This is a genomic window from Bradyrhizobium yuanmingense (assembly GCF_029167105.1).
Taxonomy (GTDB): Bacteria; Pseudomonadota; Alphaproteobacteria; order Rhizobiales; family Xanthobacteraceae; genus Bradyrhizobium; species Bradyrhizobium yuanmingense_A.
Genome location: NZ_JARFML010000012.1, coordinates 13298 through 27635, shown reverse-complemented (window position 1 = coordinate 27635; position 14338 = coordinate 13298). Strand labels below are relative to the sequence as shown.

Sequence of the window (14338 nt, the reverse complement as noted above, 5' to 3'; positions counted from 1 at the left end):
GTACGCCTACCGGCCGCTGTCGATAGATCACGCGGTATGGGTCCCCGCCTTCGCGGGGACGACTGCGCCCTACACCTTCCCGTCCACCATCACCTCGATCAGCTTGGTGCCCGGCCGGCCAAACGCCGAGGCCAGCGTCGCCTTCAGTTCGCGGGGATCGCTGACCTTGATCGCTTCGCAACCCAGTGCCTTCGCGACGCCGGCGAAATCGACGGGCGGATCGACGAAATCCATGCCGACGTAATTGTCGTCGCCGTGGAAGGCGAGCAGGCGCTGCTTGATGATGCGATAGCCGCCGTTGTTGACGATGACGACGTTGAGCGGCAGCTTGTGATGCGCCGCGGTCCACAGCGACTGGATCGAGTACATCGCGCTGCCATCGCCGGAGAAGCACACCACGGGGCGATCGGGATTGGCAATGCTGGCGCCGACCGAGGCCGGCAGGCCCCAGCCGATGCCGCCGGAGGCGAGCCCGTGATAGCCGTAGCGGTCGCGATGCGGATGCAGGGCCGTGACCTGGCGGCTGGCGGTGAGACCTTCGTCGACGAGAATGGCGTTGTCAGGCATCGCCTCGACCATCTGCAGCACGAGGAAGTCCGGATCGATCGGTGTGCGGCCCGCGCTTTTGCCGATCTGCTCGACCAAAGCGGCGCGGCGCGCGGTCCAGTTCTTCGGCGCGAGCTCGGCGAGACGCTGCTTGGCGCGGCTCGCGAGGGCCGCCCCGCCCATCTCCTTGAGCACCGGGATCAGCGTGCGCAGCGTTTCCTTCAGATCCGCCTTCAGCGCGATCTCGGCCCCGTAGTTCTTGGCAATCTCCCAATCGACGAGACCGATCTGCACGGTGCCGAGCCCGTCCGGCAGCGCATCGACCTCGCTATAGACCGACATCCGCAGGGGATCGCCGCCGAGCGCGATCAAGAGATCGTATGGCGTGAGCGTATCGCGGGCGACCTTCTGCACGCGCGCGAGCGTGCCGACGAAGCTCGGACTCTCGGAAAGAAAGTGCGAGCCGTACGGCGTCGAGGACTGATAGGCCGCAGCGCCAAGCAGCTCGGCGAGTTCAGCGGCCTCATTCAGCGCATCGCTCTTGACCACCTCGTCCATGGTCACGATCACGGGACGCTCGGCCTTGAGCAGGCGTGCGGCGAAGGCCTTCAGTGCCTCGTCCGATGGTTTCGTGCGCGCATCGATGCGGGTGGAGCGGCCGAGATCGATGCCGGCTTCGCTGTTGAGGATGTCGCCCGGCAGCGAGATGAACACCGGCCCGGTCGGCGGCGTCGTCGCCACCTTGGCGGCGCGGCGCACGATGCGCGGCAGGTCCTCCAGCCGTGTCACCTCGACCGCCCATTTCACCAGCGGCTCGGCCATGCGCACCAGCGGACCATAGAGCACCGGCTCCATCAGACCGTGGCCCTGCTCCTGCTGGCCTGCGGTCAGGATCATCGGCGTGCCCGTGAACTGGGCATTGTAGAGCGAGCCCATGGCATTGCCGAGGCCGGGCGCGACGTGGACGTTGCAGGCGACGAGCTTGCCCGAAGCGCGGCTGTAGCCGTCGGCAATCGCGACCACCAGACTCTCCTGCATCGCCATCACATAGGTGAGATCGGGATGGTCCTTCAGCGCATGCATGATCGGCAGCTCGGTGGTGCCGGGATTGCCGAACAGATGCGTGATGCCCTCGTCCTTGAGCAGCGCGAGAAAGGCGGAGCGGCCGGTGATCTTGTTCTTCATGTTTCCTCCAGGAGCGGACCGTTGCCGCAAGGACCGAAAGCATGATGGCCGAGATGCTGCCAGACGCGCAAGGAAGCGCGGTCATGGCTGCGTTGCGCCCGGCGGTTTCGTGTCCCGGACGCGTCGCAACGTGCAACGTTGCGGCGCAGAGCCGGGGCACGAGGGCGGGGCTATGGCGCGCTACAACTCCTCCCGCCCCAGCTCGAACGGATCCTCGCCGCCAGCGCGCTTCTTCTTTTTCGAGCGCTGCCAGACGACGCCGGGAAAGCCCTTCAGCGGCACCAAGGGCTCACCGGCATAGGCCCATTCCTGCAGCTCCTCGATGGCGATGTGATAGAGCGGCTGGCGGCCGGTGCGCTCGTTGAACAGGGCGCGGGGGATGTTGACCATGTGCGGCCCACGCGGGCGCTCGTACATGATCGGCGTGCCGCAATGCGAGCAGAAGCTGCGCACGGTCTTCGTCGCCTTGTCCTCGTAGCGGGTCAGCGCGGTCTTGCCGGAGGTGATGCGGAAGCGCTTCTTCCAGCTTCCGACATAGGTGGCGTAGGCCGCGCCATGAGCGCGGCGGCTGCCGGCGGAATGATCGTGCCAGGCCCAGCGCGCAGGCACGTCGATCTGGAAGGTGACCTTGCCGCAGAGGCATTGGCCCGTGGCGATCCCTGCGGCGGCTGCGGCTTTGGCCATGGACGTCTCTCCGTCGTCATTGCGAGCGCAGCGAATCAAGCTCGTCATTCCGGGGCGATGCGAAGCATCGAGCCCGGAATCCATCCCACGTCCAGGTATGCGGCCCGATGGATTCCGGGTTCGCGACTTCGTCGCGCCCCGGAATGACAGATCAAGCCGGCGTCAACTCGTCATACGCCGGATAATCCGTGTACCCCTTCTCCTCGCCGCCGTAGAAGGTCGCGCGGTTGTAAGGCGTGATCGGGTAGCCGTGCTCAAGACGCCGCGGTAGATCCGGATTGGAGATGAAGATGCGGCCGAAGGCGATGATGTCGGCGTGGCCTTCCGCGATCGCCGCATTCGCAGTCTCGCCGGTGAAGCCGCCGGCCGTCATCAAGACGCCGCTGTAGAGCGGGCGGAACAGCACCATGGCGGAGGGCACGTTCTGCCAGTTGACCTCGGCGCGGCCCGCGCCGCTCGAGCGCGGCTCGATGAGATGCAGATAGGCGAGACCCAGCTTGTCGAGCGTCTTCACCACGTGCGTGTAGAGCGGCATCGGATCGGGCTCGCCGGAATCATTGGCGATGCCGTGGGGCGACAGCCGCACCGCGACGCGGTTTGCGCCCCAGACGTCGATCGCGGCCTGCGTGACCTCGAGCAGAAGGCGGGCACGGTTCTCGATTCCGCCGCCATATTGATCGGTGCGCTGGTTGCTGCGCGATTGCAGGAATTGCTCGAGCAAATAGCCGTTGGCGCCGTGGATCTCGACGCCGTCGAAGCCGGCGGCGAGCGCATTCTTGGCACCCTGCCGGAACGCTTCCACGATGCCCTTCACCTCATCAGTCTCCAGCGCGCGCGGCGTCTCGTAGTCGGCGATCTTGCCGTCGGCCGTCATCGCCTTCATGCCTTCGGCCTTGATCGGAATTGCCGAGGCCGAAACCGGCAGCTCACCGCCATGGAAGGAGGAATGAGAGACGCGACCGACATGCCAGAGCTGGAGGAAGATGATGCCGCCCTTGGCGTGCACGGCATCCGTCACCTTGCGCCAGCCCGCTACTTGCGCCTCCGAATAGATGCCGGGTGTCGCCGGATTGCCGCGGCCGTGCGAGAGCACCGGCGAGGCTTCGGCGATGATCAGGCCGCCCTTCGTCGCGCGCTGGCCGTAATATTCGGCATTGAGCGGCCGCGGTGCAAAAGTGTCGCGCTCGGCCCGCATGCGCGTTAGCGGCGCCATCGCAACGCGATGCGCGAGCTTGTAGGGACCGACCTGCAACGGCTGGAATAACGCTTCGAATTTCATGCTGGCCTCAACTGGAGCTTGGTAAGACGACGATCTTATAGCGGGGGGCGACACCCGGAAAAGGCGCCGCCCCCACGAAGGAAATTCCTCGCCGCGAAACGCAGGAGGGACTCTAGGCCGTCTTGATCCAGACGGCTTTCACATTGAGATATTCCTCGACGTGCTGCTTGCCGGATTCACGGCCGTAGCCGCTCATCTTGTAGCCGCCGAACGGCACGGCCGGGTCCATCGCCTGGTAGCAATTGACCCACACCGAGCCGGCACGCAGGCGTTTCGCCACCGCATGGGCCTTGCTGACGTCGCGCGTCCACAGGCCGGAGCCGAGACCGAACGTGGTGTTGTTGGCGCGCTTGACCAGCTCGTCCATGTCCTTGAACGCGATCGCGGAGATGACGGGACCGAAAATTTCCTCCTGCGCGATGCGCATGTTGTCCTCGACGCCCGCGAACACCGTCGGTGAGACGAAGAAGCCCTTCGACAATGCGCCTTCGGTGACGCGTCCGCCGCCGGCGAGCGCCTTCGCACCTTCCTTCTGGCCGATGTCGAGATAGCCGGTGACGCGCTCGAGCTGCTGCTCGGAGACCAGCGGGCCGATCTGCACGTTCGGATCGAGGCCGTTGCCGACCTGCAGCTTCTTGCCGAACTCGGCGACGCGGCCGACGAACTCGTCGTAGATCGACTGCTCGACGAACAGGCGCGTGCCGGCGCTGCAGATCTGCCCCGAATTGGCGAACACCGCCATCGCCGCGCCCGGCACGGCGGCGTCGAGATCGGCATCGGCGAACACGATGTCCGGCGACTTGCCGCCGAGCTCGAGCGAGACGCGCTTGAGGTTGCCGGCGGAGGCACGGATGATCGACTGGCCCGTGACATGCGAGCCGGTGAATGCGACCTTGTCGACGTCGTGGTGCGAGGCGAGCGCCGCGCCCGCGGTCTCGCCATAGCCGGGAACGACGTTGATGACACCGGGCGGCACGCCCGCTTCCAGCGCGAGCTCAGCGATGCGCAGCGAGGTCAGCGGCGCTTCTTCGGCAGGCTTGAGCACCACGGTGCAGCCGGTCGCGATCGCCGGGCCGATCTTCCAGATCGTCGCGGTCAGCGGCCCGTTCCAGGGAATGATGGCGCCGACGACACCGACCGGCTCCTTCAGCGTGTAGGAGAAGATCTCGCCAGGCAGCGAGTTCTCGATGGTCTCACCGTGAATCGCGGTGGTCTGGCCGGCGTAATAGCGCAGCATGCCGACGGCGCGCAGGCGGTAGGCACGGGTGCGGCTCAGCGGCGCGCCCATGTCGAGCGTGTCGAGCTGCGACAATTCGTCGAAATTCTTCTCGACGAGATCGGCGAGCCTCAGGAGCAGGTTCTGCCGCTCGAACGGCTTGACCTTGCTCCACGGACCTTCGAAGGCGCGGCGCGCGGCGGCGACCGCACGATCGATGTCTTCCTTGTCGCCTTCGGCGACGGTTGCGAGCAGCTCGCCGGTGGCGGGATTGCGGGTCTCGAAGCGCTTGCCCGAGGCTGCATCGACCCACTTGCCGTCGATCAGCATCTGCTTGTAGGACCCGTTGGCGAACGGATGGCGCGTGATCGGAATAGCCTGCGACACAGCCATGGCTGCACTCCCTGTCAGGTGATTGATTGGTTCGATCTGGGCGGGATCGTTCGGCCGAGGATACAGCCGCGCCTGATAGGCGTAAAGGCAGCGCGGAACGAAGACCACCCATGCCGACTTGTGCAGGGTCGCACGGCTGCCATGCTATAGCTCGGCTGAAGGCTTTCCACGGAGACGCTCGATGTCACATCCAGCCATCGTCAAGGACAATGTTGCGGTGATCACGGGTGGCGCAGCCGGCATCGGATTTGCCGCCGCCGCGGCATTTGCGCGCGCTGGAATGAAGGTGTGTATCGCTGACGTCGACGAGACACGCCTGGCAGAAGCTGCAACAAAACTGTCATCGGTCACATCTGCCGCAAACGTCATGACCTCGGCCGTCGATGTCAGCAAGATCGAGAGCGTGACGGAACTCGAGCGCGCCGTCCACGAGCGGTTCGGCGGCACCGATGTCCTCATGAACAATGCCGGCATTCAGCCCGGCAGCACCTTCTTCGACGCGCCGGACAATTGGCAGCGCATTATCGCCGTCAACATGTGGGGCATCATCAACGGCTCGCGCATCTTCGCACCCAACATGATCGCCCGTGGCAGGCGCGGCCTCATCATCAACACCGGTTCCAAGCAGGGCATCACCACGCCGCCCGGCGATCCCGCCTACAACGTCTCCAAGGCCGGCGTGAAGGCGTTCACCGAGGCGCTCCAGCACGAGTTGCGCAACACGAAGGATTGTCGCGTCACGGCACACCTCTTGATCCCCGGCTTCGTCTTCACCGGCCTGACCGCAAAGGGACGCACCGAGAAGCCGGCCGGCGCCTGGACGCCGGAGCAGACGGTCGATTTCATGCTGGCGCGGCTGGAGGCCGGCGATTTCTACATTCTCTGCCCGGACAATGACGTGCCGCGGGCGCTCGACGAAAAGCGCATGCTCTGGGCGGCTGGCGACATCGTCGAGAACCGCCCGCCATTGTCGCGCTGGCATCCGGATTACGCCGATGCGTTCGCGAAGTTTGTGGCGCGAGACTAGGCCTGCACCGCTCTCTCGCTCGCCCCGGTCCTGGCGGAGAGGAATGGGGCCACGCCCACGGGGCTGCGCCCCACCTTGACTCCCCCAAAATTCGTTATACAACATAACTATTCTGACAAGGACGCAAATGACACAAGGAAACGCCGATACCGCGAACGCGGGCGCCTCCGAGCTACTCCGGTTCGAGCGGGCGGACCGGGTTCTGACCGTGGGTCTGAACCGGCCGGCCAAGCGCAATGCGCTCAATGACGGCATCATCCTGGAAATCGGCGAGTGTTTTGCGAACCTGCCCGAGGATGTCGGCGCGGTCGTCATCCACGGCATCGGCGACCATTTCTCCAGTGGCCTCGACCTCTCCGAGCTGACCGAGCATGACGCCACCGGCGGGCTGCTGCACTCCCAGATGTGGCACCGCGTGTTCGACCGCATCCAGTACAGCCGCGTGCCCGTCATCGCGGCGCTCCGGGGCGCCGTGATCGGCGGCGGGCTCGAGCTGGCCTGTGCGGCCCATATCCGCGTCGCCGAGCCCTCGACCTATTTCGCGCTGCCGGAGGGGCAGCGCGGCATTTTCGTCGGCGGCGGCGGCTCGGTGCGGCTGCCGCGGCTGATCGGCGTTGCCCGGATGATGGACATGATGCTGACGGGACGCGTCTACAGCGCGACCGAGGGCGCGTCCTACGGCTTTGCGCAATATCTGACGGAGGCCGGCAACGGGCTCGGCAAAGCGCTGGAGCTTGCGACCAAGGTGGCGTCCAACGCCCCGCTGACGAATTTCGCTGTGCTCCAGGCGCTGCCGATGATCGCAGAGGCCAATCCGCAGACCGGTCTGTTGATGGAGTCGCTGATGGCCACCGTCGCGCAGAGCGACAAGGAGGCCAAGCGGCGGATCCGCGAATTCCTCGAGCACAAGACCGCGAAGGTGAAGCCCAAATCATGAGCGTAAAGTCATGAGCGCCCAGCCGTCCTCTTCCGGCATGGAGCGCGGCGCGAGCAATTTCCCGCTGCGGCCCATCTCGTTCGGCAATCCCGTCGTCAACATCGAGCGGCGCGACGACGGCACGATTTACCTGCGGCCAAAGCAGCCGCTCGGCGACTATCCGGTCCGCATCACCGACCGCCTGCATCATTGGGCCACGACGACGCCAGACCGCGTCTTCATGGCCGAGCGCGAAGGCGGTCGCGGCTGGCGCAAGATCACCTATGCCGAGCTGCTCACCGCGAGCCGTCACATCGCCTGCGCGTTGATCCAGCGCGGCCTGTCGGCGGAGCGGCCGGTCGTCATCCTCTCCGGCAATTCGATCGACCACGCGCTCCTCGCCTTCGGCGCGTTCTACGCCGGCGTTCCGTTCTGCCCGGTGTCGCCGGCCTATTCGCTGGTATCGAAGGACTACGGCAAGCTGTCCTATCTGATGAAGCTGCTGACGCCCGGCCTCGTCTTCGCCGACGATGCCGACAAGTTCGCCGATGCGCTCGCCGCCAACGTCTCGCTCGGCACCGAGATCGCCGCGTCCTATGGCCATGTGCCGGGCCGCGACGTCACCCTGCTGGCCGACCTGATGGCGACGCCGATCCGCGGCGATCTCGACGCGGTACATGGCAGGATCGGCCCCGACACGATCGCAAAATTCCTGCTGACATCGGGCTCGACCGGCAATCCCAAGGCCGTCATCAACACCCAGCGCATGATCTGCGCCAACCAGGTGATGCTGCGCGAGACGCTCGCCTTCCTGAAGGACGAGCCGCCGGTCATCATCGATTGGCTGCCGTGGAATCACACCTTCGGCGGCAATCACAATATCGGCCTGACGCTCTACAACGGCGGCTCGATGTATCTGGACGCCGGCAAGCCGGTGCCCGGCGGCATCGAGGAGACCGTGCGCAATCTCCGGGAAATTTCGCCAACGGTCTATTTCAACGTGCCCAAGGGCTATGAATCACTGCTGCCCTATCTGCGCGACGACCAGGGCTTGCGCGCAAAATTCTTCGACCGGCTGCATGCGATGTTCTTCTCAGGCGCGGCGCTGTCGCCGTTCGTCTGGGACAGCCTCGACGAGCTCGCAGCGAGGGAGAAGGGCTATCGCGTGCCGATGCTGACCGGTCTCGGCGCGACCGAGACCGCGCCGTTCTTCATGTCGGTCAATCCGCGCACCAGCCGCTCCGGCCATGTCGGCCTGCCCGTCTCCGGCAACGACGCCAAGCTGGTGCCGAACAACGGCAAGCTGGAAGTGCGCGCCAAGGGGCCGAACGTGATGCCCGGCTACTGGCGCCAACCCGACATCACGGCAAAATCCTTCGACGAGGAAGGATTTTACAAGATGGGTGATGCGCTCAAGCCCGCCGATCCCGATGATTTCAACGCCGGCTTCGATTTCGACGGCCGCGTCAGCGAGGACTTCAAGCTCGCGAGCGGCACCTGGGTCAGCGTCGGCCCCTTGCGCGCGCGCCTCACCGCGGCCTGCGCGCCCCTGGTGCGCGACGTCATCATCGCCGGCATCAACCGCGACGAGATCTCCGCGCTGGTCGTGCTCGATCTCGACGGCTGCCGGCTGATCAACCCGACGCTGCCGCCCGACGATCTCGTCGTCGCGACGCGCGACCGCCTGGTTCGCGAGGCTTTCAGAGAGCGCCTGACCCGTTTCCTCGGCGAGGCCACGGGATCCTCGACACGGATCACGCGCGCGATCCTGATGGACACGCCGCTATCGATCGACAAGGGCGAAGTCACCGACAAGGGCTCGATCAACCAGCGCGCGGTGCTGGAGCATCGCGGCGAGCTGATCGAGGAGCTCTACGCTGCCAATCCGTCGAACCGTGTGATATCGGTCGCCTAGAAAAATATCGCCAAAGGAGAACGCCATGTTGTTGAAGGATCAGGCAGCCATCGTCACCGGCGGTGCATCGGGACTTGGCGCGGCCACCGCAAGAAAGCTGGCGGCGCAGGGCGCCAAGGTCGCGGTGTGCGACCTCAACACCAAGCTGGCCGAAACGGTCGCGGCGGAGATTAAGGGCGTGGCCGTCACCTGCGACGTTTCCGATGCCGCCTCCGCCGAAGCCGCGATCGCGCAGGCGACCAAGGCTCATGGCCCGGCGCGCGTGCTGGTCAATTGCGCCGGCATCGGCGTTGCCAAGCGCGTGGTCGGCCGCGACGGCCCGATGGCGCTGTCGGATTTCGACAAGGTGATCAAGGTCAACCTGATCGGCACCTTCAACATGCTGCGCCTCGCCGCCACCGAAATGTCCAAGCTGGAGCCGCAGGCGACCGGCGAGCGCGGCGTCATCATCAACACGGCGTCCGTCGCCGCCTATGACGGCCAGATCGGCCAATCCGCCTATTCGGCCTCCAAGGGCGGCATCGTCGGCATGACGTTGCCGATCGCGCGCGAACTCGCCCAGTTCGGCGTCCGCGTGCTGACGATCGCCCCCGGCCTGTTCCTGACGCCGCTGCTCGCGAACCTGCCGCAGGAGGCCCAGGACTCGCTCGCCGCCGCCATCCCCTTCCCGCGCCGGCTCGGCCAGGCCGACGAGTTCGCCGCGCTCGCGCTGCACATGGTCGAGAATGCCTACCTGAACGGCGAGGTGGTGCGCCTCGACGGCTCGCTGCGAATGGCACCCAAGTAAATTCGCGGATCAAGGCCAGTCAGATGTTCGTGAACCGGCGCGAGGTCCAGATCCAGTGGGGCGATTGCGACCCCGCGAACATCGTCTACTACCCGCGCTATTTCGCGATGTTCGACGATTCGACCTCGACCCTGTTCGAAGCCGCCGGCTTCTCCAAGCAGGACCTGGTCCGCAAATACGGCCTGGTGGGCATCCCCATGGTCGACACGCGGGCCAAGTTCTACATCCCCTCGACCTATGGCGACTGGATCACCATCGAGACCAGAATCGAGAGCATCAAGCGCTCGAGCTTCGAGGTGAAGCACAACGTCTACAAGGGTGAGGCGCTCGCGATCGAGGGTTTCGAGACCCGCGTCCTGGTCGGCCGCGATCCCGGTAACCCTGACAAGCTGAAATCCGCACCATTCCCGGCGGAAATGGTAGCCAAATTCACGGGGAGTTAAGTCCGGAGCTAAATCGCCGCATCACCAAAAGACGGGGCTGAATTACCCCGCGATTTCTGCTTTCAAATGAACACGTCAAGGGAGGAATAGATGAAACGCTTTTATTTGACCGCTGCCATCACTGCGGCTGCGCTGGCCCTGCCGTCGCTGCCCGCGCTGGCCCAGACCAGCGAAGTCACCATCGGCATCACCACCACCACGACCGGCCCGGGTGCGGCCCTCGGCATTCCCGAGCGCAACGCGCTGGAATTCGTGCCGAAGGAGATCGGAGGCGTGCCGCTGAAGGTGATCGTGCTCGACGACGGCGGCGATCCCACCACCGCCACCACCAACGCCCGCCGCTTCGTCACCGAATCCAAGGCCGACATCATCATGGGCTCGGCGCTGACGCCGCCGACCATCGCGGTCTCCAATGTCGCCAACGAAGCCGGTATCCCGCACTTCGGTCTGGCACCCTTCCCGATCACGCCGGAGCGCATGAAGTGGTCGGTGGCGATGCCGCAGCCGATTCCGATCGTCGGCAAGGTGCTGTACGACCACATGAAGGCCAAGGGCGTGAAGACGCTCGGCTACATCGGCTATTCCGATTCCTACGGCGACCTCTGGTTCAACGATTTGAAGGCGCAGGCCGTGCCGATGGGGATGACGATCGTCGACGAGGAGCGGTTCGCTCGTCCCGACACTTCGGTGACCGGCCAGGTGCTGAAGCTCGTCGCCGCCAATCCGGACGCCATCCTGGTCGGCGCCTCCGGCACCGCGGCCGCGCTGCCGCAGACCGAGCTGCGCGAACGCGGCTACAAGGGCCTGATCTACCAGACCCACGGCGCGGCCAGCATGGACTTCATCCGCATTGCCGGCAAAGCAGCGGAAGGCGTGCTGATGGCCTCGGGTCCCGTCATGGCCCCCGAGGAACAGCCGGACAGCGCGCTGACCAAGAAGCCGGGCCTCGCGCTGAACTCCGCCTACGAGGCAAAGTACGGCCCCAACAGCCGCAGCCAGTTCGCCGGCCATTCCTTTGATGCGTTCGAGATTCTCAAGCGCGTCATTCCGGCGGCGTTGAAGACGGCCAAGCCCGGCACGCCGGAATTCCGCGAAGCCATCCGCCAGGCGCTGCTGACGGAGAAGGAGCTGGCGGCGAGCCAGGGCGTCTACAACTTCACCGAAAAGGACCGCTACGGCCTCGACGAGCGCTCGCGCATCCTGCTCACGGTGAAGGACGGCAAGTACACGCTGGTGAAGTAGGCGTCGCCAAGATTCGAAACGACGAGAGCCGGCCCGATGGGCCGGCTCTTTTGTTTTTGTTGGGATCAAATTGCTTCCGAGGTCGTCATGCCCGGAGAGTTCGGCGCTTCGCCGATAGCCCCGACTTGCAAGCCTCACGCCGCCTGCCGTAGCGGCGTCCAGGCGAACTCGGGATAATAGTCGTCCATCATGCGGTCGACATAAGCGGTGAGGTTCGGAAATCCCTCGGCCCGCTCGCGCAAGGCGGATTCGAAGAACGGCGAGAGAACGCCGGCGAGCATGCCGAACGCAGTGGCATCGACGCCGCAGGGCCTGTTGCCCATCAGGTAGGCTTTGTCGCCGAGCTGCACCGACAGCGCGAACAGCGAACGCACGGCAAGATCGACGTCGTCATCCGGCGCATGGCGGCCGAGGCCGGAGAGCAGATAGTTCTCGGCGACGCGGAACTGTGCATCCTCGCGCAGCTTCTCGCGATTGTGCTCCGGGGCGCCGTCGAAGAAATGCGCGGGCCCCTTGGCGAAATTGACCGGATCGACCCAGCGCGCGCCCACCAGCGCCCAATAGACGTGGTGCTCGATCATGCGCTCGAACGCCCAGGCCTGCGCACGCTCGCCCAAGGTGAGGCCGGCATCGAAATCGAAGCCGTAGCGGCGCTCGATATGGGCCCGGATGAAGGTGGAATCGGCCACCGCCTCGCCGCCGTCGTCGATGAAGGGCAGCTGCCCCTTGGGCGAGGCCGGCGGCATCGCCCGCTCTTTCCGATAAGGCAGTCCCGCCATCTTGAGCTGCACCTCGGTCTTGGTGACGAAGGGGCTGATTTCCGGCAGGCCGAAGCCGGCGCCAAAGCCGTAAAGCGTGATCATGCAAGCTCTCCTGAACCTGTCGAACGAGTGGAAGGAACCTAGCGGCCGGCTGCTGCCACCATGGTGGCAGCAGCCGTGATATCTTCTGCGAAGCGGGCCCCGCGCCAGGCGCGGCCCATCAGATGGCGGACCAGCGCATCCGCGGCATGGTTCAACGAGCGTGTCACCACGCTTGCGAGCGCAAATCGGAGATCAACGGCCATGAGATCGAGCGGAACGAGGCGGCCAAACGCCCAAGCCCGCAACATTTGGCCGTGCCACAGCTGCGCTCGCCACAGTGGACCGGCCTGGCCGAAATGGGTTGGAATGATCATGGACAAATCCTCTTCAGTCGATGTGTTGTCCCGGTATAGAACCCCCCTGCTGCCAACATCCTGTCAGCAGCCGCGCGCCGATTTCTGATCCGTCGTTCGAGAAGAGAATTGTCATGAGACGCGCCGACCGGCTGTTTCAAATCATCCAGGTGCTGAGGCGCACGCGTAAGCCGCTGACGGCAGACGCGATCGCGGCCGAGCTCGAGACTTCGAAGCGCACCATCTATCGCGACATCGCAACCCTGATCGGCCAGCGCGTGCCGATCCGCGGCGAAGCCGGCATGGGTTACATCCTGGAAAAGGGTTTCGACCTGCCGCCCCTGATGCTGACGCCGGACGAGATCGAGGCGGCCGTGCTGGGCGCGCAATGGGTCGCAGGCCACGCCGATTCCGCGCTGGCGCGCGCGGCCGAAGACTTGATGGCCAAGATCGCCGACACCGTGCCGGAGCGCCTGCGCCCGTTCGTGCTGGAGCCGGCGAGCCGGGCGCGTCCGAGCTGGAACCGGGAACCGGACCGCCTGGACATGGCGCGCACCCGAACCCAGATCCATGAAGGCAAGAAGATCATGCTGCGCTATCGCGACGAACAGGGCCGCCCCAGCGAGCGCATGATTTGGCCGATCTCGGTCGGCTATCTCGAAGCGGTGCGGCTGCTGGCGGCCTGGTGCGAGCTGCGCGGCGACTTCCGCAGCTTCCGCACCGATCGCGTGGTCGAGGCGACCTATCTCGACGAGAAATATCCGGAGCGGCGCGACGTGCTGCGCGCGAGATGGCGGCAGAGCCTGGTCTGGGGTCCGCCGAAGGACACGTGAGGACGATGGACGAGACCGAGCTGTCGAGCTGTTGCCAGGGCTGCGGCGCCTGCTGCGGCTATTCGCAGAACTGGCCGCGCTTCTCGATCGAGAGCGACGAGGAGCTTGCGCTGATCCCGGAGGCGCTCGTCAACGACCGGCAATCGGGCATGCGCTGCGAGGGCGATCGCTGCGCGGCGTTGCAAGGCGAGATCGGAAAGATGACGGCCTGCGGCATTTACGACGTGCGGCCGGAGGTGTGCCGCACCTGCATGCCTGGTGACGCCGAATGCGCGATGGCGCGGCGGAAGTTCGGCCTGCCCGTTATCGAGGCCACTTAGGCGGGGACGGCTTCGCCGATCTCGTCGTCGAGCTCGTCATCGAGCGGTGCGAGCACCGAGAGCGGCTTGGTCGACAGCGTGATCGGCTTGCGCCCACCCGTCAGCGACGTCGAAGCTTTCGCGGTGCCTTCACGCGACAGCGCGAAGAGCGTCGAGCCGACGCGGCCGCCATTCTCGATCAGGTCGCGCTCGCTGCAGCTCGCTGCGATCGCGACCGCCAGCGAGTGCAAATGGCTACGGCGGTAGCAGAACAGCGCCAGCCTGGCGCGCACGTCAGGGGAAACACTCTCAACCAACCTCGGCAGGCCACTCTCGCTGGCGCGATACATCTCGCCAAGGAGCTCATCGCGGACCGGGCAGAAATCGCTTTCAAAGGCGTCACGGCTTGAAAACATT

Annotated in this window: 15 protein-coding genes; 8 read left to right on the top strand and 7 right to left on the bottom strand. The window is 65.4% G+C overall.

Features of this window, described 5'->3' with window-relative positions:
* Positions 1–69: 69 nt before the first annotated feature.
* From P0R31_RS17250 to P0R31_RS17235, 4 genes are all read right to left on the bottom strand, one after another.
* Positions 70–1731: a thiamine pyrophosphate-binding protein gene (locus tag P0R31_RS17250; protein ID WP_275515076.1), complete on the bottom strand. Its 1662-nt coding sequence runs from the start codon at positions 1729–1731 to the stop codon at positions 70–72.
* 180 nt (positions 1732–1911) lie between these two features.
* Positions 1912–2415, bottom strand: coding sequence for a GFA family protein (locus P0R31_RS17245; protein WP_275515075.1), 504 nt, complete (start codon positions 2413–2415; stop codon positions 1912–1914).
* A 151-nt stretch (positions 2416–2566) separates the two neighbouring features.
* On the bottom strand, positions 2567–3694 hold the full coding sequence (locus P0R31_RS17240) for an alkene reductase (protein WP_275515074.1): 1128 nt from the start codon (positions 3692–3694) through the stop codon (positions 2567–2569).
* Positions 3695–3806: 112 nt separating this feature from the next.
* The gene (locus tag P0R31_RS17235; RefSeq protein WP_275515073.1) at positions 3807–5303 is read right to left on the bottom strand and encodes an aldehyde dehydrogenase family protein; all 1497 of its coding nucleotides are present in this window, start codon (positions 5301–5303) and stop codon (positions 3807–3809) included.
* A gap of 181 nt (positions 5304–5484) precedes the next feature.
* On the opposite strand from P0R31_RS17235, the gene P0R31_RS17230 reads away from it, so the two are divergent.
* From P0R31_RS17230 to P0R31_RS17205, 6 genes are all read left to right on the top strand, one after another.
* Positions 5485–6330 carry an SDR family NAD(P)-dependent oxidoreductase gene (locus tag P0R31_RS17230; protein WP_275515072.1) on the top strand — a complete coding sequence of 282 codons (846 nt, stop codon included), beginning with the start codon at positions 5485–5487 and terminating at the stop codon, positions 6328–6330.
* 127 nt (positions 6331–6457) lie between these two features.
* Positions 6458–7267: a crotonase/enoyl-CoA hydratase family protein gene (locus P0R31_RS17225; RefSeq protein WP_275515070.1), complete on the top strand. Its 810-nt coding sequence runs from the start codon at positions 6458–6460 to the stop codon at positions 7265–7267.
* 10 nt (positions 7268–7277) lie between these two features.
* The gene (locus tag P0R31_RS17220) at positions 7278–9161 is read left to right on the top strand and encodes a feruloyl-CoA synthase (protein ID WP_275515068.1); all 1884 of its coding nucleotides are present in this window, start codon (positions 7278–7280) and stop codon (positions 9159–9161) included.
* Between the two features lie 25 nt (positions 9162–9186).
* On the top strand, positions 9187–9948 hold the full coding sequence (locus P0R31_RS17215) for an SDR family NAD(P)-dependent oxidoreductase (protein WP_036036313.1): 762 nt from the start codon (positions 9187–9189) through the stop codon (positions 9946–9948).
* Positions 9949–9971: 23 nt separating this feature from the next.
* Positions 9972–10391 carry an acyl-CoA thioesterase gene (locus tag P0R31_RS17210; protein ID WP_275497725.1) on the top strand — a complete coding sequence of 140 codons (420 nt, stop codon included), beginning with the start codon at positions 9972–9974 and terminating at the stop codon, positions 10389–10391.
* Positions 10392–10481: 90 nt separating this feature from the next.
* Positions 10482–11633 carry an ABC transporter substrate-binding protein gene (locus P0R31_RS17205; protein ID WP_275515066.1) on the top strand — a complete coding sequence of 384 codons (1152 nt, stop codon included), beginning with the start codon at positions 10482–10484 and terminating at the stop codon, positions 11631–11633.
* Positions 11634–11767: 134 nt separating this feature from the next.
* Here the strand turns inward: P0R31_RS17205 and P0R31_RS17200 are convergent, their stop codons facing one another.
* Together P0R31_RS17200 and P0R31_RS17195 are read right to left on the bottom strand one after the other, a co-directional pair.
* The gene (locus P0R31_RS17200; protein WP_275515064.1) at positions 11768–12496 is read right to left on the bottom strand and encodes a glutathione S-transferase family protein; all 729 of its coding nucleotides are present in this window, start codon (positions 12494–12496) and stop codon (positions 11768–11770) included.
* A gap of 38 nt (positions 12497–12534) precedes the next feature.
* Positions 12535–12810, bottom strand: coding sequence for a hypothetical protein (locus P0R31_RS17195; RefSeq protein ID WP_035997233.1), 276 nt, complete (start codon positions 12808–12810; stop codon positions 12535–12537).
* A 113-nt stretch (positions 12811–12923) separates the two neighbouring features.
* Here P0R31_RS17195 and P0R31_RS17190 point away from each other — a divergent pair, with 113 nt between their 5' ends.
* The gene (locus P0R31_RS17190; protein ID WP_025033709.1) at positions 12924–13622 is read left to right on the top strand and encodes a helix-turn-helix transcriptional regulator; all 699 of its coding nucleotides are present in this window, start codon (positions 12924–12926) and stop codon (positions 13620–13622) included.
* Positions 13623–13627: 5 nt separating this feature from the next.
* Positions 13628–13942: a YkgJ family cysteine cluster protein gene (locus P0R31_RS17185; RefSeq protein ID WP_275515062.1), complete on the top strand. Its 315-nt coding sequence runs from the start codon at positions 13628–13630 to the stop codon at positions 13940–13942.
* Here P0R31_RS17185 and P0R31_RS17180 read toward each other — a convergent pair.
* Positions 13939–14337, bottom strand: coding sequence for a hypothetical protein (locus tag P0R31_RS17180; RefSeq protein WP_035997226.1), 399 nt, complete (start codon positions 14335–14337; stop codon positions 13939–13941). The two genes, P0R31_RS17185 and P0R31_RS17180, sit on opposite strands and share 4 nt — an antisense overlap.
* Position 14338: the final 1 nt, after the last annotated feature.

Excerpts from the sequence above, each read along its gene's own strand:
- P0R31_RS17250 (WP_275515076.1), bottom strand. The coding sequence starts at position 1,731 with ATGAAGAACAAGATCACCGGCCGCTCCGCCTTTCTCGCGCTGCTCAAG.
- P0R31_RS17245 (WP_275515075.1), bottom strand. The coding sequence starts at position 2,415 with ATGGCCAAAGCCGCAGCCGCCGCAGGGATCGCCACGGGCCAATGCCTC.
- P0R31_RS17240 (WP_275515074.1), bottom strand. The coding sequence starts at position 3,694 with ATGAAATTCGAAGCGTTATTCCAGCCGTTGCAGGTCGGTCCCTACAAG.
- P0R31_RS17235 (WP_275515073.1), bottom strand. The coding sequence starts at position 5,303 with ATGGCTGTGTCGCAGGCTATTCCGATCACGCGCCATCCGTTCGCCAAC.
- P0R31_RS17230 (WP_275515072.1), top strand. The coding sequence starts at position 5,485 with ATGTCACATCCAGCCATCGTCAAGGACAATGTTGCGGTGATCACGGGT.
- P0R31_RS17225 (WP_275515070.1), top strand. The coding sequence starts at position 6,458 with ATGACACAAGGAAACGCCGATACCGCGAACGCGGGCGCCTCCGAGCTA.
- P0R31_RS17220 (WP_275515068.1), top strand. The coding sequence starts at position 7,278 with ATGAGCGCCCAGCCGTCCTCTTCCGGCATGGAGCGCGGCGCGAGCAAT.
- P0R31_RS17215 (WP_036036313.1), top strand. The coding sequence starts at position 9,187 with ATGTTGTTGAAGGATCAGGCAGCCATCGTCACCGGCGGTGCATCGGGA.
- P0R31_RS17210 (WP_275497725.1), top strand. The coding sequence starts at position 9,972 with ATGTTCGTGAACCGGCGCGAGGTCCAGATCCAGTGGGGCGATTGCGAC.
- P0R31_RS17205 (WP_275515066.1), top strand. The coding sequence starts at position 10,482 with ATGAAACGCTTTTATTTGACCGCTGCCATCACTGCGGCTGCGCTGGCC.
- P0R31_RS17200 (WP_275515064.1), bottom strand. The coding sequence starts at position 12,496 with ATGATCACGCTTTACGGCTTTGGCGCCGGCTTCGGCCTGCCGGAAATC.
- P0R31_RS17195 (WP_035997233.1), bottom strand. The coding sequence starts at position 12,810 with ATGATCATTCCAACCCATTTCGGCCAGGCCGGTCCACTGTGGCGAGCG.
- P0R31_RS17190 (WP_025033709.1), top strand. The coding sequence starts at position 12,924 with ATGAGACGCGCCGACCGGCTGTTTCAAATCATCCAGGTGCTGAGGCGC.
- P0R31_RS17185 (WP_275515062.1), top strand. The coding sequence starts at position 13,628 with ATGGACGAGACCGAGCTGTCGAGCTGTTGCCAGGGCTGCGGCGCCTGC.
- P0R31_RS17180 (WP_035997226.1), bottom strand. The coding sequence starts at position 14,337 with ATGTTTTCAAGCCGTGACGCCTTTGAAAGCGATTTCTGCCCGGTCCGC.